Here is a 19,003-nt window from a genome sequence, read left to right on the forward strand (position 1 = left end):
GCATATTCTTCCTTTTTCGGATGTTCTTGGATTATCAGGCTGCGGCCTTGGCTGGAGCTCCGCCAATCGCATCCAGTTTCAATTGGATCAGTTGTTTGCCAGGATTCTTGCTATCCATCTTGTCCAAGGCCAACTGGTAAGCGGCGCGCGCCTCGTCCAGCTTGTTTTGCGCCACCAGGATATCGCCTTTGCGATCGGCGGCAGCGCTAGCGAAAGGCGGCGGCAGGTCAGCCGCCAGCACTTTCAAACCGTCGTCATAAGCCTTCTGATCCAGCAAAATGCCTGCCAGACGAATTCTAGCCAGCGCCTTGTAATCGTCATCCTGGCCGTGATCGACAACCCATTGCAGCTGTTCCTTGGCGGCGTTCAAATCATTGGCGTCGAATGCAACTTTAGCAGCAGACATCGCTGCCATTGCGGCGTAGGCGGTACGACCGAATTTCTGCTGGATGTCGGCAGCTGCACGCTGTACCTTGGCGCTGTCTTTCGCCGTCACCGCCTTTTGCTGTTCGTCGTAGAGCTGTGACGCCTGGATTGCCTGGCTACGCTGATAATAATTCCAGCCGGACCAGCCAGCATAAGCTGCCAAGGCGACAATCAGTACCCAAGTGGTCAGATTGCCGTATTTGCTCCACCAATCCTTAAGCGTTGCCAGTTGTTCCTGTTCGTCGAGATCGAATGCCATATGATTTTTAGTTTTTAGTGTTGATGATAATGATGAGCGCGGCACAGACTTCAGTGGTGATAATGCACATGATCGCCATGATCGTGTCCATGGTCATCACCGGAGCCGACGATCTGGTCAACCAGATAATCGCTTACCGCATCGAAAGGTACGACACTTTGATTGCCAGAACCAGCTTTTTCGCCATCGGTCGCATGATCATGCCCGGCATCGCTATCGGCGCGCAGGGTTTTGACGGTAGCAGTATGATTGGCTACCTCATCATCGCCGATGATGATGGCGTATGCCGCACCGCTGGCGTCAGCCCGCTTCATCTGCGACTTGAAGCTGCCACCGGCATTTGACGAAGCGCAATGTAGCACAACATCCAAACCGGCATTACGCAAACGTTCCGCAAGCACAAACGATTGCAATTGCGCAGCTTCGCCCTGATGCACCAGGTAAACGTCACATTCGTTACGTTCGGCCTGTTCGCCATTGGCGCGCATCAATTCCAGCAGCCTCTCGACACCCATCGCAAAACCGCAGGCTGGCGTCGGCTTGCCGCCGAACATTTCCACCAGCGGGTCGTAACGGCCACCGCCACAAACTGTCCCTTGCGAACCGAGCTGATCTGTGACCCACTCAAATACGGTACGGTTGTAGTAATCCATGCCGCGCACCAGGCGCGGATTGATGGTGAACGGAATATTGTTGTGATTCAGGATCTTTTGCACGCCTTCGAAGTGCGCCAGCGACTCCGCACCCAGGTAGGACAGCAGCTGCGGCGCAGCATTGACCATCCCCTGCATGGCTGGATTCTTGGTGTCCAGGATACGCAGCGGATTGGTATGCAGACGGCGTTGAGCGTCAGCATCGAGCAAATCCTGATGTTGTTCGAAATAAGCAATCAGATCGGTGCGGTGACGGTTGCGCTCTTCCGCATCCCCAATCGAATTCAGTTGCAGCTTGACGTCTTGCAAGCCGAGGTCATCCCAGAGCCGCTGGCACATCATGATCAGTTCAGCATCGATATCAGGACCGGTAAAGCCTAAGGCTTCGGCGCCCACCTGGTGGAACTGGCGGTAGCGTCCGCGCTGCGGCCGCTCGTGACGGAACATCGGACCGTTATACCAGAGTCGTTTCGGACCGTCGTACGTCAGGTTATGCTCGATCGCTGCACGCACTACGCCGGCGGTGCTTTCCGGGCGCAGGGTCAGATTGTCGCCGTTCATCGAATCGGTGAACGAATACATTTCCTTTTCGACGATATCGGTAACCGCACCGAGGCCACGCGCAAACAAGGCGGTCGGCTCGACAATAGGCGTACGGATTTTTTGAAAACCGTAGCTCTTCAGCACCGACTCAACCGTGTTTTCAAACAATTCCCATAGGGCCGCATCGGCCGGCAGGATATCGTTCATACCTTTTACGCCGACGATTTTTCCGGCTTTCTTATTTTCTGACATTCTTTTCAACGCACCAATGAAGATTAATAGTGGGACTAATTTTATTCGGATCAGGCTGCTTGCTGGCCGTAATGGCTTTTTACGTAATCCAGCACCACCGCCTGAAACTCTTCGGCGATGCGCTCGCCGCGCAGCGTCAGCTTTTTCTCGCCATCGATGAACACTGGCGCCGCCGGCGATTCGCCGGTGCCCGGCAAACTGATGCCGATATTGGCATGCTTCGACTCGCCAGGGCCATTCACGATGCACCCCATCACGGCGACGTTCATACCTTCGACGCCGGGATAAGCTTTTTTCCAGACCGGCATCTGGTCGCGCAAATAGGTCTGGATCTTGTCCGCAAGATCCTGGAATACTGTCGACGTGGTACGGCCACAACCCGGACAGGCAATCACCATCGGCGCGAATTTACGCAAGCCCATGGTTTGCAGAATTTCCTGGCCGACGATCACTTCCCGCGTACGATCGCCACCGGGTTCCGGTGTTAGCGAAATGCGAATGGTGTCGCCAATACCTTCCTGCAGCAGCACCGACAAGGCCGCAGTGGAGGCAACTATGCCTTTGCTGCCCATGCCGGCTTCGGTCAACCCCAGATGCAATGGATAATCGCAACGCTGCGCGAGTTCGCGATACACTGCGATCAAATCCTGCACGCCGGACACCTTGCACGATAGGATAATCCGGTCGGCGGCGAGTCCCAGCTCTTCAGCCCGTTGGGCATTTTCGATCGCAGAGGTCACCAGCGCTTCATACATGACAGCTTGCGCCGGCCATGGCTGGCTACGTGCGGCATTCTCATCCATGATACGCGCCAGCAGCGCTTGGTCGAGACTGCCCCAATTGACGCCAATCCGCACCGGTTTGTCATACTTGCAGGCGACCTCGATCATTTGCGCATACTGGGTATCACGCTTGGCGCCCTTGCCGACGTTGCCCGGATTGATCCGGTATTTCGACAGTGCCTGAGCGCACTCCGGGTAATCGTTCAGCAAGGTGTGGCCGTTGTAGTGGAAATCTCCCACCAGCGGCACATCTATGCCCATTTTATCCAGCTGCTCGCGAATCGCCGGCACCGCTGCGGCCGCTTCCGGATTATTCACCGTGATTCGCACCAGCTCGGAACCTGCACGTGCCAGGTCTTTGATCTGGATTGCGGTCCCGATGGCGTCTGCAGTATCGGTATTGGTCATCGACTGCACCACCACCGGTGCACCGCCGCCAACCATGATCTTGCGTTCGCCGTAACTGATTACCGCACCGCGGCTAAGACGTCGCGCGCTGGGGCCTGAGCCGATCGGTAGATTCATGAACGTCTCTCTTTCAAGCTTACTTCAGGTTCAGTCTGGCGACATTAGTCTTGGAGCCGGCCTTCAAGTCCAGCGGCGCGCCGCGCAATGTCGCGTCAACGCCGGCAATATTACCGATGATGATGCTGATCGGCTGTGACATGTCGATCGTTTCCGTGCTACCGGCTTTCACCAGACGCGAAATCAGCACGGTGTTATCAGCGCGCTTGACATCGACCCATGAATCTTGCCGGAAGTTCAGACTCAATTCACCACCACTGACCGCAGTCGGACTGGCAGTTGGCGCAACTGGCGTTGCCCCGGCGTTCACGCCCACTTCGGATACCGCCGCGCCATTTGCCGCCGTAGCGGGGGCTGGAGCCGGCGTCGGTGTTGCCGTCAACGCGGCATTCTCCTCTTTATCGGCGGCGTCGGCACTTGCAGAAGCAGTCGCGCCACCTTCGTCGCTAGCCGCCGAAGTAGCCGACGCCGCAGTTTTTTCTGTCAACGAGTGCAGTGCATTTTGCACGCCCGGCACCACGTCAAACCGTATTGCCACCGCCAGCAGCAACAGCAGCACTGCCAGCACCACCAGCCACTTATAGGCAAATTTAGTACGTCCCATCAAGCTGAAACGGGATTCCGAAAAAGGCGTCGACAACTGTCCTTGCGTCGCAGCCCTGACCGGTTGCGCCGCAACCGCAGGCGAAATGGCAGCCAGCGAGGCTGTCACATCCAGGCCCAGCAATTTTGCATAGGAACGGATAAAACCGCGCGTCATGACCATGGTTGGCAAGGCTGCGTAATTATCCGCTTCCATTGCCTCGATCTGGCGCGGTGCCAGCTTCAAGTGGCTGGCCACCTCCGACACCGACCAGCCAAGCTGCTCGCGCCTGTCGGCTAGTTGCGCACCCAGTGTACCCGGGCTGGTGCTTGCAGGGGTTTGCGCAGCAAGATTATCCGGATTGTGGCCTTCATTGGCACTTTCCGACCGCAACTGTTCCGGCTCACTCATTGAATGCTCCGCGCTGATAAGCTGCGAATTCCGGCGAGTCGGCAAAACGACGGCGTAATTGCGTCACCAAACTTGTTTCAGCAGCTGTGTCACCCAACTTTCGCTCCACTTTGATTGCAGTCCATAATGCTTCCGCATTTTGCACATCTACTTTTAATACGAGTCCGATATAAAACCGGGCGCGCTCATAATCGTTACGGTCATACGCCAGTTGCGCCAGCTTGGCATTAGTCAGCGGGTTGCTGGAGTCAAACTGGAAAGCTTGCAGCAGATAACGCTCCGCCGCCGCCGTATCATTCATCTTGAGACTGCAAACGCCAGCGTTGGTCAGGGCTTTTGCCGGCGACTGATAGTTTCGGCTTTTCAGGGCAGTCTGAAAATGGACTATCGATTCCTTGGCGCGGCCGTTCTGACATAAAAACCAGCCATAATTATTGGCGAAATCCGGATTGGCTGGATCCAAACGCAGCGCCCGCTGGAAATTTTCGTCGGCCAGCCGGTTCTCACCCATATCCATATAGATCAAACCACGAACGCTGTAGGCATCCCCCATTTCAGGATACGCAGCCAGCGCTTGCTTGATCTCGTCTAGCGCGACCTCCAACTGACGCCGCTCGTAATAGCCGACTGCCAGCTGCAAACGGATAGCGGCGCGGCGCTGCGCGTCGGTCTGATCGGAGCTGGTCGCCAATTCACGGCTGGAGCCGACTTCCTGGTCACTGCTGAGCGGCGTATTGGCGCAACCGCTCAAACCAGCCAATAACGACAAGGCCGTCGCAGCAAACACGACACGGCCACTCCATTTACCTAGTTTGCTGCTCACTTTATCTGTCACTCAGACACCTCGATGATGCGGCCAAAATTCTTTCCGAATTTCTGCTGATATTCGGTCATTTTCTGCATGCGCTCTTGCACACGTGTGCGGTCTTGCACTTCACCAGCCAGCTGACCGCAAGCGGCATCGATATCGTCGCCGCGCGTCTTGCGCACTGTGGTGACGATGCCGGCGTCCATTAGAATCTGGGCAAAGGCCTTGATACGCGGATTGTTCGAGCGCTTAAGACCAGACTCAGGGAATGGATTGAACGGGATCAAATTGAATTTGCACGGCACTACAGGACCGCCGGCATGACCTTGCACCAGCGCGATCAATTCGCGCGCATGGGCATCGGTATCATTGACATCGTCCAGCATGCAATATTCAAAGGTAATGAAATCGCGTGGCGCGAACTCCAGATAGCGCTTGCAGGCAGCCATCAAATCGCGCAGTGGATATTTTTTGTTTAGCGGCACCAAGCCATCGCGCAAGGTATCGTTGGAGGCGTGCAAGGACACCGCCATCGCTACCGCACAGTCTTGCGACAACTTGTCGATCATCGGTGCCACGCCGCTGGTCGACAGCGTCACGCGGCGACGCGACAGGCCATACGCGTTATCGTCCAGCATCAGCTTCAGCGCAGTCACCGTCGGCTCATAGTTCAGCAAAGGCTCACCCATGCCCATCATCACCACGTTGGTGATCTGGCGCTCGCCTTTGTGGCCGGGTTCTACACCCTTGGATTTGCGCAGCTCGAATTCAGCCATCCACAGCTGGCCGATGATTTCACCAACGGTCAGATTGCGGCTGAAACCTTGCTTGCCGGTGGAGCAAAAACGGCAATTCACCGCACAACCGGCCTGCGTCGAAATGCACAGGGTGCCGCGGTTTTCTTCAGGGATAAACACCGTCTCCACTGCATTGCCCTGACCGACATCGAGCAACCATTTGCGGGTACCATCGGTAGAGGTGTGATCGCTGATCACGGCAGGAGCAGCGATAATCGCCCGGGTCGCCAGCTTGTCACGCAATGACTTCGCCAGATCGGTCATTGCATCGAAATCGTGTGCGCCGAATTGGTGTATCCAGCGCAGTAATTGTTTGGCGCGAAACGGCTTCTCACCCAACTCGCCGCAATAGGCGGTCAGTTGTGCGGGATCCAGATCCAGCAGGTTGGTGAGAGCAGTCATGGCATTTCCAATTTTAAATAATACTCAGGGCGGCGCAGCAAGCCGCGCTCACCCTGCAACAACAATTAAGCAGTCAGGGCTGGGAAGAAGTAAGCGATTTCAACTTTACCGGCTTCAACTGCGTCCGAACCGTGCACTGCGTTCGCATCGATCGAGTCAGCGAAATCAGCACGGATAGTGCCTTTTTCCGCTTTCTTAGGATCGGTTGCGCCCATCAGGTCGCGGTGCTTCAATACGGCGTTCTCGCCTTCCAGGGCTTGGATCATGACTGGTCCGGAGATCATGAAATCAACCAGATCCTTGAAGAAAGGACGCTCGCTGTGAACAGCGTAGAAGCCTTCTGCTTCTGCGCGCGACAGCTGGGTCATGCGGGCAGCAACGATCTTCAAGCCAGCGTTTTCAAAACGGGTGTAGATTTGGCCGATTACGTTCTTTGCAACTGCGTCTGGTTTGATAATCGACAGGGTGCGTTCAATTGCCATCTGAAAAACTCCAATAAAAAGAAAGGGTTAAAGTGTTTTATAAAAGAATTAAATGAGTGACTGGCCAATAGTTCAATCAACCTTTGATTTTAACACGAAACACCCGTATAGAATCGTCAAAACCAGCCAAAACGCAAGGTGTTCGTCCTATAAAACCAGTATAAACCGCCAGAAAAGCGATTCAAAACCCATAGAGAACCACTTTGCCGGTTTGCTGTCTGATGTAAAGATGTCGCTAGCAAGTGCTATGATCGCAACAGTTTAATACTTTTGCAATTTCCAAAGGAGTCCTCAATGAACCCAAATCTGCAACCCACCTACTCACCAGGCAGTACTGCGCTCAGCGTGCAGCATCGCGTGCTACGCAATACCTACTGGCTGCTGGCGCTGTCCATGCTGCCAACGATTGCCGGCGCCTGGCTTGGGGTCCAGATGGATTTCACATTCTTCAGGAACAGTCCACTGATCGGCTTCATGGCATTCATGGCCGTGGCGTTCGGTTTCTTTTATGCAATTGAAAAGACCAAGAACACCGGCTGGGGCGTACTGCTGCTGCTCGGCTTTACATTCTTCATGGGCTTGATGCTGTCACGCCTGATCGGCCATACGCTGGTTGGATATTCCAATGGCGCAACGCTGATCATGATGGCTTTCGGCGGCACCGCCAGTGTTTTTGTCGTTATGGCAAGTATCGCCACCGTCAGCAAGCGTGACTTCTCGAATATGGGGAAGTGGCTGTTTGCGGGCGTAGTCGTTCTGTTGCTAGCATCACTGGCTAATGTTTTCCTGCAAATCCCTGCGCTTTATTTGGCAGTATCGGTCATCGCAATTGCGATTTTCTCGGCTTACATCCTGTATGACGTGCAACGCATCATCAACGGCGGCGAAACAAACTACATTTCAGCTACGTTGAGCCTGTACCTTGATGTCTACAACATTTTCGTCAATCTGCTCTCCCTGCTGGGAATTTTCGGCGGCAACCGGAATTAAGCGCATTAAGATAGATATAAAAAAACCGGCTTCGAGCCGGTTTTTATTTATGACCAGGAAATTCAAGCCAAATCGAACACCGCGATCGATTCCACGTGCGCGGTATGCGGAAACATGTTCACCACGCCAGCCTGACTCAGACGATAGCCCCCCGCAATCAGCAAACCGGCATCGCGCGCCAATGTTGATGGATTGCATGACACGTAGACAATCCGCCGTGGCATGAAGCTCTTGTCGATGGCCGCCAACCCAACGATCGCCTCGCACACGGCAACTGCGCCGTCGCGCGGTGGATCTATCAGCATGCGGTCAAACTTGCCCAAAGCGATGAAATCTTCGGCCGTCGCCTCAAACAAATTGCGGCAATAAAACGTTGTCTTGCCGGCCAATTGATTCACAGCGGCGTTCTCGCCAGCACGGTTGATCAAAGCCTGGCTGCCTTCGATACCTACCACTTCGCGTGCCTGCGTCGCCAGCGGCAAAGTAAAATTTCCCAGTCCGCAAAACAGATCGGCCACGCGGTCTTGCGGTTGCACATCCAGCAAACGCAAGGCGCGCGCCACCAGCACACGGTTGATCTGGTGATTCACCTGCGTGAAATCGGTCGGCTTGAACGGCATCCGCACGCCAAATTCGGGCAAGGTATAGTACAGCTCATCCTGCGCCGGATAAAACGGTAAGGCAGTGTCTGGGCCGCCTGTCTGCAGCCACCAATGCACCTTGTATTGATCTGCGAAAGCCTTCAGTTTGGCATCATCGTCGCCAGCTAAGGGCGCCATGATGCGCAACACCAGCACAGTAACCTTGCCTTGCGCGCCCTCGCCTACCGCCAGTTCAATCTGCGGAATATCTTCAATCAAGGTCAGGGATGCAATCAGCTGGCGCAACGGCACCAGCATCGCCGAAACATTCGCCGGAAGTATTTCGCATTGCTTCATGTCGGTGATGAAGGAGGATTTCCGCTCATGAAAGCCGACCAGCACGCCACCCTTTTTAGGCACATTGCGCACCGAAATACGGGCACGATAGCGATAACCCCAGGTCGGTCCGTAGATCGGCCGCAACATAGATTCCGCCTTGACCTTACCGATATGCCACAGGTTGTCTTCCAAAACACGCTGCTTGATGGCGACCTGCGCTGACGGCTCCAGATGCTGCATGGCGCAGCCGCCGCAAATGCCGAATACAGCGCATTGCGGCTTGACGCGCATCACTGACTCCTTATGCAAGGCAGTCATGGTGGCGGCTTCCCACTTGGCTTTCTTTCGATACGACTGGAAGCTGACGCGCTCGCCCGGCAAAGCGCCTTCGACAAAGATTACCTTGCCTTGCGTACCGTCTTCATTTTGCAAATGGCCGATCCCACGCGCATCCATGTCGAGGGATTTGATATCGATAGTGTCTTGTTGCATAAGAAACGCAGTCATGTGCCGCCCGGCGCGGGCAACTTGGGATGAAAAGAAAATAGCCGGAGATTATAGCGCCATGCAAGGATATGTTGCTCGGAATAGCGTAGCGCGATCAGATGAGCGCCCAGCCTGATCAGGATGATCGGGACAATCAGCTGACTGGAGCAGGAACCAGAAAAAACTGCCCTAGGCCACAATACCTTACGTCAAAGGAAGGAATCCTTGCCAACGCCCTTGGCGCCCAGCAAGCGCTTTAACTTAAGCAAGGCTTCTTGCTGAATCTGCCGCACCCGTTCGCGCGTGACGCCGATTTCCGCAGCCAGCTCTTCAAGGGTAGACGGGTCGTCATTATCCAGGCCAAAGCGACGCATGATGACATTGCGCTGCTTGTCGGTCAGCTTTTCCAGCCAGACTCGCACAAGAATTGAAGTTTCCTGCTGTTCAGCCCGGGAATCGGGGTTTTCTTCGGTCGCACTAGGCAACAGATCCATCAAACTAGCCAGGGGATCCTGGTCTAGCGGCGCATCCAGCGAAGCCGCGTGTTCCGACAACGCTAGCACGTCTTGCACGTCTTCCACAGGCCGGTCGACCAGATGCGCGATATCTTCAGCACTTGCATCCTTACCGTCGTGATGCTGCGCTTCCAGATGATATTTGGCGCGCAGGATCTGATTCAGCTCGCGCACCATGTGCACCGGTAAGCGTACCGTGCGCGCCTGGTTCATGATGGCGCGCTCGATGCTTTGGCGTATCCACCAAGTGGCGTAGGTAGAAAAACGGAAACCGCGCTCGGGTTCGAACTTGTCGATAGCCCGCATCAGGCCGAGATTGCCCTCCTCGATCAGATCGAGCAAGGCCACGCCTCGATTGATATAGTGTTTGGCAATCGACACCACCAGCCGCAGGTTGTGCTCGATCATTTTCTGCCGGGCTTCGAAATTGCCCTGCTTCGCCAGAGTAGCGAAATGAACCTCTTCGGCTACGGTCAACAACGGCCGGGTGCCAATCTGGTTCAGATAGTGCTGAGTAGTGTCGGTCGATAGCTCTGCCGCCAAAACCTTCTTCAGCTCCTCGACGCCATCAACCACGACGACAACGCCGTCGACCACTACCTCGTCGTCGATATCCTGCTCCACGGCGACAGTATCAACATCGTCGTCATCACGCCCATCATCGGCCAGTTGCTCCGATGAGACCTCATGCTCTTCGTCTTGATGATCTGCCGGCCGTTTGCTCATTTAGCGATTTGGTAGGAATTTCGATGGATCGACAGGCTTGCCTTGCTGGCGAATTTCGAAGTGCAACTTGACCACGTCGCTGTCCGAATTTCCCATCTCGGCAATTTTCTGGCCCTTGCTTACCGTCTGGCCTTCCTTCACCAGAATGGTCTTATTATGCGCGTAAGCGGACAACAAGTTATTAGTATGTTTGATGATAACCAAATTACCATAGCCACGGATACCGCTACCTGCATACATGACCTTGCCGCCAGCAGCCGCCACCACAGATTGCCCTGACTTGCCAGCAATATCGATACCCTTTTTGCCCTGGTCGAAAGCGCCAACCTGCTTGCCTTCCGCCGGCCACATCCAGTCCACCTTATCCTCATCGCCCGATGATGATGCCGCTGGCGGGGTTGCCGTACCGGCAGCCGCAACTGCCGGCGCCACTACAGCGGGCACGGCCACAGTTTTCGGCATATCCGGGGATGAAACAGCATCCGGTTTTTGTAACTCCGCCAACGCGGCATCGGAATAAGGCCTCTTGTCGCCACGCGGCCCGCTCTTGTTGGCAACATTGCCACCACCACCCGCAGGCGTCGATGGCGAAGCAGTCAGCGACCTTACTTCGACTCCGGAACCCGTCGCCACACTACCTGTCTGAGCGCCGCCAGCCGATCCGGAATTGCCATCCGGCGGCTGTACTCGCAGCACCTGGCCCACCTTGATGTCATTGGCGTTATCCAGCTTGTTCCAAGCCACAATGTCACGATAACTCTGACCGAATTCAAGCGCGATCCGGTACAAGGTATCGCCTTGCTTGACGGTGTAAGAACCACGTCCGTCGGCCGCACGCGGCGTATCAGGCGTGGCCGTGCCGGTGGTGGCGACATTACCGCCGGAACGGCGCTCGACGACCGGAGCGGGAGTACGCGGAGTGGTACATGCCGCCAGCGTACCGATCATTACCCCTAAAGCTATAAAGCGAGTTTTCTTCATTCTCATTACATTAAAATTAGTGTGGCGACCCAGTCGCTGATTGTTCGTCAATTTATTCGTCAATATTTTCACCCGCTGCCGCACCAGCCGGCAATCTTCAAACTGTACCGGCACGCAAAGGCACAAAATGACAGTCTTCCAGTGTGGTGCTGGTCCAATCAAATTTACTGATTCGCTGGATAAGCTGCAGTACTTGATGACGGGAACCGACCGGCGCCACCAAGCGGCCGCCGATCGTCATCTGATCCAGTAACGCTTGCGGCACTTCAAGTCCCGCTGCCGCCAGAATGATACCGTCGAAAGGCGCTACCTGCGGCAGCCCAAGCATACCATCTCCGTAATGCAAACGGACGTTGGCAATCCGCAGCGGCCGCAAGTTGTTACGCGCCAGCTCATGCAACGGCTTGATACGTTCGATCGAATACACCTCCTTGGCCACCAGCGACAACACTGCCGCTTGATATCCGCAGCCAGTGCCGATTTCCAGCACTTTGTTCAAGACGCCGCCTTGCTGGTTATCGCGCATGATCTCTATCATGCGCGCAACGATGTACGGTTGTGAAATGGTCTGATGATGACCAATTGGCAAAGAAGCGTCAATATAAGCCTGGCTCGACAACCCCGGCTCCATGAACATATGACGCGGCACGGTTTCCATCGCTGCCAGTACTTTGGCATCGCACACACCTTGCTTGGCAACCCGTGCCACCATGGCCTTGCGCACTCCCTCGGAAACCATCGAACTGGAACGGTCGACGTGGCTGGCTGTCCGGCTCGGACGCGCCATCTGCTGGCTTGCCGCCGGCGTTTTCTTCGGCGGCGATGAAGCTGGAGCGGCGCCTGATTCGGAGCCGGAGCGTGGCGTGCTGCGGGAATTTTCCCAGGCAGCATTCTTGGTTGCAGTCTGCGGCGTCGCCACGCTGCGGTTACTGCGGTCAGCGCTTGGTTTTTTATCGACTACCGATGACAGTTGCAATGGAAAACGCTTCGCCTTGTCGGTCATGACAAGTCTTTCCTCAGCGCGGCCAACTGGGTTGCATGCGTTAAATCTATTTGCAAAGGCGTGATTGAGACATGGCCGTTGGCGGTGGCATGAAAATCGGTGCCCTCGCCAGCATCGCGCGCACCGCCCGGCGGTCCGATCCAGTAAATGTCGCGGCCGTGCGGATCTTGCGCCTTGATCACCGATTCCGACTCATGCCGCTTACCCAGCCGGGTCGCTAGCGCCGGCTTCAACTGCGCATAAGGCAGGTTGGGTATATTCACGTTCAGCAAATAAGGCTGCGGCAGATTGTCAAAGCGCCGCTCGACGATATCGCGCGCCACCATGGCTGCCGCCTCCAGCTCTTCCCAGCCTTTGTGCAACTGCGAAAAAGCGATGGCAGGAATCCCGAACAGAAAGCCCTCCGTAGCCGCTGCCACGGTACCCGAATACAGCGTGTCGTCGCCCATGTTCTGGCCTTGATTGATGCCCGAAACGATCAGATCCGGACGGAAATTCAACAAGCCTGTTAAAGCCACATGCACGCAATCGGATGGCGTGCCATTAACGAAATAGAAACCGTTTTCGGCGCGCTGGACAGACAAGGGACGATCCAGCGTCAGAGAGTTGGAAGAGCCGGAACGATTGCTGTCCGGGGCTACCACGACGATTTCAGCAATCGGCGTCAATGCGTTTGCCAGAGCAATAATGCCCGGCGCCAAGTAGCCATCGTCGTTACTGATCAGAATTTTCATAATGGGATTTTACCTGAAGCAATGTTACTGATTTATGAAGATTTGGGAAATTTAACCAGCTCTCTGTCAGAGACCCATTTCCCATGAAATTAGTTGCCCTTCTTGCACCGAAATATATCAATTGCAAAATTATGTTGCGCCGCCACATAAAATCTACAATGCTTCAATAAAAACAGGTATTGTTAGCGCTATCAAGACTACTCGGATGAGCACACTGGTGTTTGCCGTCGTCAGATCACCAAGGAGTCACCATGAAATCGTACCGCGTCCGCAGCCCTATCTCCACCAGCCCGGATATCCCAAGCGACCCCGTCGCTTCTATTAACGCATGGACCGACTTGATGCTTAAAGCCGGAGAAATGATGAGCGCCTCCGCCCAGGTAATCGGCCACCGCACCGCGCGCATGGCAATGGCCGGACCAGCGCCCAGCCAACGTGACCGCAATGAGTTCAATCTGATGAGCCGGGAAAAAATCGAAGCGCTCACAGAGTCGGCCCACGCAATGGCGATCCGGATGATGAGCATGCATCAGGAAACCGCTCGCCTGGCGATCCAGCAAATGCTCAACGGCGCCGCCAACCTGATGTCGGTCGCTAGCAGCAACAGTCTGCACCAGTCAGGACATCACCAAAACAAGCTGGCGCAAGACACCATGCACGATTCGGCTAAAGCGATGTCGCAGTTCAATACTTCGCTGGCGAATATCGCCCAGACCGGATTGCAGCCATTGCATGCGCGGGCTACGGCCAATGCAAAGCGCCTGAAAAAACTCTAGGACTCAAACAGTTGCCTGCCGACCAGGCCAATGACGTCGCCCCTTGACAGGTAAATCCGCTCAATCGAAGTTAACCGCTCGCGGCTACAGAGGGTAAGCGAAAAACCCGGCAGGGACCAACTGCGGGCGTGCCATCCCGGTCCGGACCTAAGCCGCACGCCAGCAACTACGAGGTTCGGCATTGCCGAATCGGCGCCATCGACCGACATCAATTTGTAGAGCGCCTCTTTACTGCTCCATAGCGTGTAAAAATCGGCTACCCGGTCGCAAGGAGGGCAATCAGACAACCACTTGCTTTCTGCCGCCGAAAAAGCATTACGCCCAATCGCCTCGACATCGCGCTCACCATCCATTGCTTCAATATCGACACCCAGCGGTGTATCCACGCTGGCAGCGCACGCGATCCAGCCACGGCTATGAGACAAGCTTAAATGTGGACGAATCGGGCAACCATCTGGCAATCGCACTTGTGGCGCGCGGCCCTTGCATTCGATAACCTGAACTGCCTCGAAGGCGATGCCGGCAAGACGGGCAACGACAGAGCGCAACAGGATCCGCCCCAACAGAAACTCACGCTGGCGCAGCGGCCGCACAAAGCGCCGATAGCGCAACAGCTCTGCCTCGCTCAGCCAAACGAGAAAGCGAGCGCAGTCAACCTCATCCAACGTATTGGCGTCAAACAGCCAGATGACAGCGGAGCGCACAGGAAAAATTAATCCAGGCGCTTGAAAATCAGCGAAGTATTAATCCCGCCGAACGCAAAATTGTTCGACATCACATACTCGCATTCCAGACTGCGGCCCTGATCGACGATGTAGTCCAGCTCGGCGCACAGCGGGTCGAGCTGCTTCAGGTTGATGGTCGGCGCGAACCAGCCGGAACGCATCATTTCAATGCTGACCCAGGCTTCCAGCGCACCGCACGCACCCAAGGTGTGGCCGGTGTAGCTCTTCAACGAACTGATCGCAGTTTGCCGGTTGAATACCGCAGCTGTGGCGTGCGATTCGGCAATGTCGCCCTGCTCCGTGCCGGTGCCGTGGGCGTTGATATAACCGATGGCCGAGGCTGGCAACCCGGCATCCGCCAGCGCCTGCGTCATCGCTATCTGCATAGTGCTGGCGTTCGGATGGGTGACGTGGCAACCGTCGCTGTTGGTGCCGAAGCCGACGATTTCGGCATACAGCCTGGCGCCTCTGGCGCGCGCATGCTCAAAGTCTTCCAGGATCAGCGTCCCCGCACCCTCGCCGATCACCAGGCCGTCGCGGCTGCTATCGAACGGACTGGGGGTCATGGCCGGCGTGTCGTTGCGAATGCTGGTGGCGAACAAGGTATCGAACACCGCCGCTTCGGTAGCGCACAGCTCTTCAGCGCCGCCGGCGACCATGACTTGCTGGCGGCCGCTACGGATTGCCTCGTAAGCGTAGCCGATGCCCTGGCTGCCGGAGGTGCAGGCGCTGGAGGTGGTGATTACACGGCCGGTAATACCGAAAAACACGCCGATATTGACCGGTGCGGTATGCGCCATCATCTTGATATAGGTGGTGGCATTGATGCCGCGGGTGCTGCGTTCTTCCATCATGCGGCCAAAATCGCCAATCGCCGCCGGAGTGCCTGCGGACGAACCGTAGGCTACACCGCAGACACCGCTTTTTAGCAAGGGATCGTCGATCAGACCGGCATCGATCAAGGCCAGTTCGCTGGCCCGGGTTGCCATCAGCGCCACCCGGCCCATGCTGCGGGTGCTCTTGCGGCTATACCGTTCGGACAGCGAAAACTCGGCGGCAGGTGCGCCCAGCTGGGTGTTCAAGCCATCGTAGTCGGCCCACTCGTGCATGCGCACGACGGCGTTGCGGTAACTGCCGAGATGGGCTCGGATAGCGTTCCAGTCGTTGCCGATCGGACTGATGCCGGCCATGCCGGTGACCACCACCCGGCGCGCTGTCATGTGGTGCGTCATGCCATGCCTCCGTTCACCGAAATGACCTGGCGCGTGATGTAGGCGGCGTCAGGATGCAACAGGAAAGCCACGGTCGCCGCCACCTCTTCCGGTTTGCCGACGCGACGCGCCGGAATCATCTTGAGCGCCTCGTCCAAAGGGACCTCATCGATCATGTCAGTTTCTATCAGCCCCGGCGCCACGCAGTTCACCGTGATGTTGCGCTTTGCCAGCTCAATCGCCAGCGCCTTGGTGGCGCCGATGATGCCGGCTTTGGCGGCGCTGTAGTTGACCTGGCCACGGTTGCCGATCAGGCCCGACACCGAAGCCAGGGTGACGATACGGCCAGCAGCGCGGCGCTGCACCAGCGGCATCACCAGCGGGTTGAGCACATTATAGAAACCATCCAGATTGGTCTTCAGCACAAGGTCCCAATCCTCGCCCGGCATCGCCGGAAAAGCATTGTCACGCGCGACACCTGCATTGCACACCACACCGTAATAGCAACCGTGCTGCTCGATATCGGCTAGCAGGATATCGGCGGCAGCCTGCCGTTCACCTATATCGAATTGCAATACCCGTACCTGTACGCCCAGTTCGCCTATCTCCAGCGCCACTGCGTCAGCTGCGGTGCGTTGCTGATGACAATGCAAGACGATATCGTAACCGTCGCGCGCCAGGCGCAAGGCGATGGCTTTGCCGATGCCGCGGCTGGAACCGGTGACCAGCACGGCTTTATTCAGCCCCGCGGCCGGCGCGGCGGCTATGTTCAATTCCGACGTCATGCAGTACTTCCTTCGAGAAAAACAGCCGCGTCATCCGGCTGGAATACAGTAATCGTGCCGCTGGCCAATTCCTGGGCGCCGTCGCGGATATGGCATTCGAACGATCCGACGCCATTGTCCGCTTGCAGTAACTTTTGCACGTGCACTTGCAACACGCTGCCGATGGCAAACTCGGCACAAGCGGCCTCATAACGCCGGGTGCCCAGCAGAAAGCCGATCCTGACGGCCTCGCCGCGCTGTTGCGCCGTATAGCCGGCATACGCCGCAATCGCCTGCGCCATATATTCGACCCCGACCCAGGCCGGCACGCCCTGCGGCTGGCAAAACAAGCTGTCTGCGCGGATTTTCACTTCTGCCAGCAGCTCTTCTGCGCCAACTTCCAGCAAGCAGTCCAGCAGCACCATCACCCCTGAATGCGGCAGGAAGCTGCGAATATCCAGATTCTCGACAGAGATCAATTTACTCATCATTCACGCCCCAACACCAGGCTGGCGTTAGCGCCGCCAAAGGCAAAAGAATTGCTCAATGCCAGGCGCAAAGGATGCCCGAGCCGGGAGCCGACGGCTTGCAGATTGAGCTGTGGCAGCAGCGGGTCGCTGACGCCGTCCCACAAATGCGGCGGCAAATAGCCTTGCGGATTAGCGTCCTGCATCGCTAGCCAGCATAAGCCCGCTTCCACTGCACCAGCAGCGCCCAAGGTGTGTCCAGTGAAAGGCTTGGTCGAGCTAAGGGCTACCTGATCGCCAAACAACGCAGCAATCGCGCGGCCTTCCATGGCGTCGTTTTGTACCGTGGCGGTGCCATGCAGGTTGATGTAGTCGCACTGCGCTGACTTCAGGCCGGCGCGCTCCAGCGCCTGTTCCATGGCTATCAAGGCTCCCTTGCCGGACGGGTCCGGCGCAGAAATGTGATAGCCGTCGGAGGATTCGCCCCAGCCGCGCAAGCTGACCGTCGCTTCTGCCTTGGTCATCAAAAACAAGGCAGCGCCCTCGCCGATATTGATGCCATTCCGATTAGCGCTGAAAGGGTTGCAACGGGCGGCGCTGACCGATTCCAGCGCGGCAAAGCCGGCAATGGTGAACCCACACAAGGAGTCGACGCCGCCGGTCAGCACGGCGTCGCAAATACCCATGTTAAGCAAACGCGCTGCGCTCGCCATCGCCTTGGTGCTGGAAGCGCAGGCGCTGGAATGCACATACGACGGGCCGCTGACACCCAGTTCGGCAGCCAGCGTCACCGCCGGCGACGCCATTTCCTGTTGGGCATAGCGAAAATCCGCTGGCAGTTCTCCATTGGCCAGCCGATAGCGAAACGCCGCCTCGGTCTGGGCAATTCCTGAAGTGCTGGTACCCAGCACGATCGCCACTCGATGCGGGCCAAAACGCTGTATGGCGGCATCCACTTGCGGCCGGATCTGCGCCAGCGCGGCCAGCGCCAGCTGGTTATTGCGGCTGCGGTGCCTGAGCGGCAGGCTGTCGATATCAGGCAACACGGATTCCACACAACCCAGCGCTAGTTCCCGCCCAGCCGAATGGCGGCGCGTCATGGCGACGCCGCTGTCGCCGGCAAACAGGCGGCGGCTGATCTCGGCGTGGTTATCGCCGAGCGCACAGATCATGCCGAGTTGATTGAGATAAAACATCGTTATGGCGCCGTCGCAGATGTAGTGTCAGTAGCATCGCTGACGGTTTCGATCGTCAGGCGATAGTGATAGCGCAGGTTGTTCAACACCATCTTGCCGTTCCATGGCGCCGTTTTGCTATCGGAACTGTAAGTGATGATCATCACTGGCTCGCCCTGCAGCGACAAGGTCCGCGTCAAGCCTTGTTGCTGGATATCCCAACCGGCCGGCAGCGCCTGGCGGATGGCCGCCAGCGGCCATAGAGTTAGCTGAGTATCCTCCAGCACATCTTCAGCCCGCACCTGAGCCGGCAACATCGGATGCCGCCAGGATTGCAAAGTCTGGCCATCAAAATGGATGGTCAGCACGCGCTGGCCGAACGCCAGCCCAACCATGCTGAATTGCTGCGGGTCGATTTCCAGCGCAGCATCCAGCTGATCTGTGCGGCCATTACGTTCTACTGTCAGATGCTGCTGCAAACTGATCGTGGCGCCGAGCGCTGCCGGTGCCAGTTTCAAACCAAGCCGGGCTGGCGCTTGCGGCGTTGATGTCGTCGCACAAGCAGCTAATACCAGCATGCTCAGCAACATACCCAAACGCCGCCAGC

The 19,003-nt window shown here is 56.7% G+C and carries 20 protein-coding genes; 2 read left to right on the forward strand and 18 right to left on the reverse strand.

Annotated elements, in window-relative coordinates:
- Positions 1-34: 34 nt before the first annotated feature.
- The 7 genes from LT85_RS13395 to ndk form a co-directional block, all read right to left on the reverse strand.
- Positions 35-685: a YfgM family protein gene (locus tag LT85_RS13395; RefSeq protein WP_038489514.1), complete on the reverse strand. Its 651-nt coding sequence runs from the start codon at positions 683-685 to the stop codon at positions 35-37.
- A gap of 50 nt (positions 686-735) precedes the next feature.
- Positions 736-2,133, reverse strand: a complete 1,398-nt coding sequence (gene hisS / locus LT85_RS13400) for a histidine--tRNA ligase (protein WP_038489516.1) — start codon at positions 2,131-2,133, stop codon at positions 736-738.
- A gap of 50 nt (positions 2,134-2,183) precedes the next feature.
- Positions 2,184-3,440 carry a flavodoxin-dependent (E)-4-hydroxy-3-methylbut-2-enyl-diphosphate synthase gene (gene ispG / locus LT85_RS13405; protein WP_038489519.1) on the reverse strand — a complete coding sequence of 419 codons (1,257 nt, stop codon included), beginning with the start codon at positions 3,438-3,440 and terminating at the stop codon, positions 2,184-2,186.
- Positions 3,441-3,459: 19 nt separating this feature from the next.
- Positions 3,460-4,434 (reverse strand): helix-turn-helix domain-containing protein, encoded by a 975-nt coding sequence (locus tag LT85_RS13410; RefSeq protein ID WP_052135159.1) that lies wholly within the window; start codon positions 4,432-4,434, stop codon positions 3,460-3,462.
- Complete coding sequence (gene pilW, locus LT85_RS13415) at positions 4,427-5,257, reverse strand: type IV pilus biogenesis/stability protein PilW (RefSeq protein WP_038496151.1); 831 nt, start codon at positions 5,255-5,257, stop codon at positions 4,427-4,429. Before pilW ends, LT85_RS13410 begins: the two co-directional genes overlap by 8 nt.
- Before the next feature lie 8 nt (positions 5,258-5,265).
- A complete protein-coding gene (rlmN, locus tag LT85_RS13420) occupies positions 5,266-6,441 on the reverse strand; it encodes a 23S rRNA (adenine(2503)-C(2))-methyltransferase RlmN (RefSeq protein WP_038489522.1) in 1,176 nt (391 codons plus the stop codon).
- A gap of 65 nt (positions 6,442-6,506) precedes the next feature.
- Positions 6,507-6,923: a nucleoside-diphosphate kinase gene (ndk, locus tag LT85_RS13425; protein ID WP_038489525.1), complete on the reverse strand. Its 417-nt coding sequence runs from the start codon at positions 6,921-6,923 to the stop codon at positions 6,507-6,509.
- A gap of 294 nt (positions 6,924-7,217) precedes the next feature.
- Here ndk and LT85_RS13430 point away from each other — a divergent pair, with 294 nt between their 5' ends.
- Positions 7,218-7,913 carry a Bax inhibitor-1/YccA family protein gene (locus LT85_RS13430; RefSeq protein WP_038489528.1) on the forward strand — a complete coding sequence of 232 codons (696 nt, stop codon included), beginning with the start codon at positions 7,218-7,220 and terminating at the stop codon, positions 7,911-7,913.
- Positions 7,914-7,975: 62 nt separating this feature from the next.
- Here the strand turns inward: LT85_RS13430 and rlmD are convergent, their stop codons facing one another.
- The 5 genes from rlmD to surE all read right to left on the reverse strand — a co-directional run bounded on the left by rlmD (position 7,976) and on the right by surE (position 13,278).
- Entirely contained in the window at positions 7,976-9,325 is a 1,350-nt protein-coding gene (gene rlmD, locus LT85_RS13435) for a 23S rRNA (uracil(1939)-C(5))-methyltransferase RlmD (RefSeq protein WP_038489531.1), read from the reverse strand.
- A gap of 203 nt (positions 9,326-9,528) precedes the next feature.
- Complete coding sequence (gene rpoS, locus LT85_RS13440) at positions 9,529-10,560, reverse strand: RNA polymerase sigma factor RpoS (protein WP_156117522.1); 1,032 nt, start codon at positions 10,558-10,560, stop codon at positions 9,529-9,531.
- On the reverse strand, positions 10,561-11,541 hold the full coding sequence (locus LT85_RS13445; protein WP_038489534.1) for a peptidoglycan DD-metalloendopeptidase family protein: 981 nt from the start codon (positions 11,539-11,541) through the stop codon (positions 10,561-10,563).
- A 97-nt stretch (positions 11,542-11,638) separates the two neighbouring features.
- On the reverse strand, positions 11,639-12,544 hold the full coding sequence (locus tag LT85_RS13450) for a protein-L-isoaspartate(D-aspartate) O-methyltransferase (protein WP_038489536.1): 906 nt from the start codon (positions 12,542-12,544) through the stop codon (positions 11,639-11,641).
- On the reverse strand, positions 12,541-13,278 hold the full coding sequence (gene surE / locus LT85_RS13455) for a 5'/3'-nucleotidase SurE (protein ID WP_038489539.1): 738 nt from the start codon (positions 13,276-13,278) through the stop codon (positions 12,541-12,543). The genes LT85_RS13450 and surE overlap by 4 nt, the downstream gene beginning before the upstream one ends.
- A 251-nt stretch (positions 13,279-13,529) precedes the next feature.
- Between surE and LT85_RS13460 the strand changes: the two genes are divergently transcribed.
- Complete coding sequence (locus tag LT85_RS13460; RefSeq protein ID WP_156117523.1) at positions 13,530-14,054, forward strand: polyhydroxyalkanoate granule-associated phasin; 525 nt, start codon at positions 13,530-13,532, stop codon at positions 14,052-14,054.
- Here LT85_RS13460 and LT85_RS26610 read toward each other — a convergent pair.
- Genes LT85_RS26610 through LT85_RS13495 form a run of 6 tightly spaced genes read right to left on the reverse strand, consistent with a single transcriptional unit; the run spans position 14,051 to position 18,986 of the window.
- Positions 14,051-14,758 carry a 4'-phosphopantetheinyl transferase family protein gene (locus LT85_RS26610; RefSeq protein WP_156117524.1) on the reverse strand — a complete coding sequence of 236 codons (708 nt, stop codon included), beginning with the start codon at positions 14,756-14,758 and terminating at the stop codon, positions 14,051-14,053. The two genes, LT85_RS13460 and LT85_RS26610, sit on opposite strands and share 4 nt — an antisense overlap.
- An 8-nt stretch (positions 14,759-14,766) precedes the next feature.
- Entirely contained in the window at positions 14,767-16,011 is a 1,245-nt protein-coding gene (locus tag LT85_RS13475; RefSeq protein ID WP_038489547.1) for a beta-ketoacyl-ACP synthase, read from the reverse strand.
- Positions 16,008-16,775: a 3-ketoacyl-ACP reductase FabG2 gene (locus tag LT85_RS13480; RefSeq protein ID WP_052135161.1), complete on the reverse strand. Its 768-nt coding sequence runs from the start codon at positions 16,773-16,775 to the stop codon at positions 16,008-16,010. Before LT85_RS13480 ends, LT85_RS13475 begins: the two co-directional genes overlap by 4 nt.
- Positions 16,772-17,245, reverse strand: coding sequence for an ApeP family dehydratase (locus LT85_RS13485; RefSeq protein WP_156117525.1), 474 nt, complete (start codon positions 17,243-17,245; stop codon positions 16,772-16,774). Before LT85_RS13485 ends, LT85_RS13480 begins: the two co-directional genes overlap by 4 nt.
- Positions 17,242-18,417, reverse strand: a complete 1,176-nt coding sequence (locus LT85_RS13490) for a beta-ketoacyl-[acyl-carrier-protein] synthase family protein (RefSeq protein WP_038489552.1) — start codon at positions 18,415-18,417, stop codon at positions 17,242-17,244. Before LT85_RS13490 ends, LT85_RS13485 begins: the two co-directional genes overlap by 4 nt.
- 2 nt (positions 18,418-18,419) lie before the next feature.
- Positions 18,420-18,986 carry a DUF3261 domain-containing protein gene (locus LT85_RS13495; protein ID WP_253273541.1) on the reverse strand — a complete coding sequence of 189 codons (567 nt, stop codon included), beginning with the start codon at positions 18,984-18,986 and terminating at the stop codon, positions 18,420-18,422.
- Positions 18,987-19,003: the final 17 nt, after the last annotated feature.

This window comes from Collimonas arenae (genome assembly GCF_000786695.1).
Classification (GTDB): domain Bacteria; phylum Pseudomonadota; class Gammaproteobacteria; order Burkholderiales; family Burkholderiaceae_D; genus Collimonas; species Collimonas arenae_A.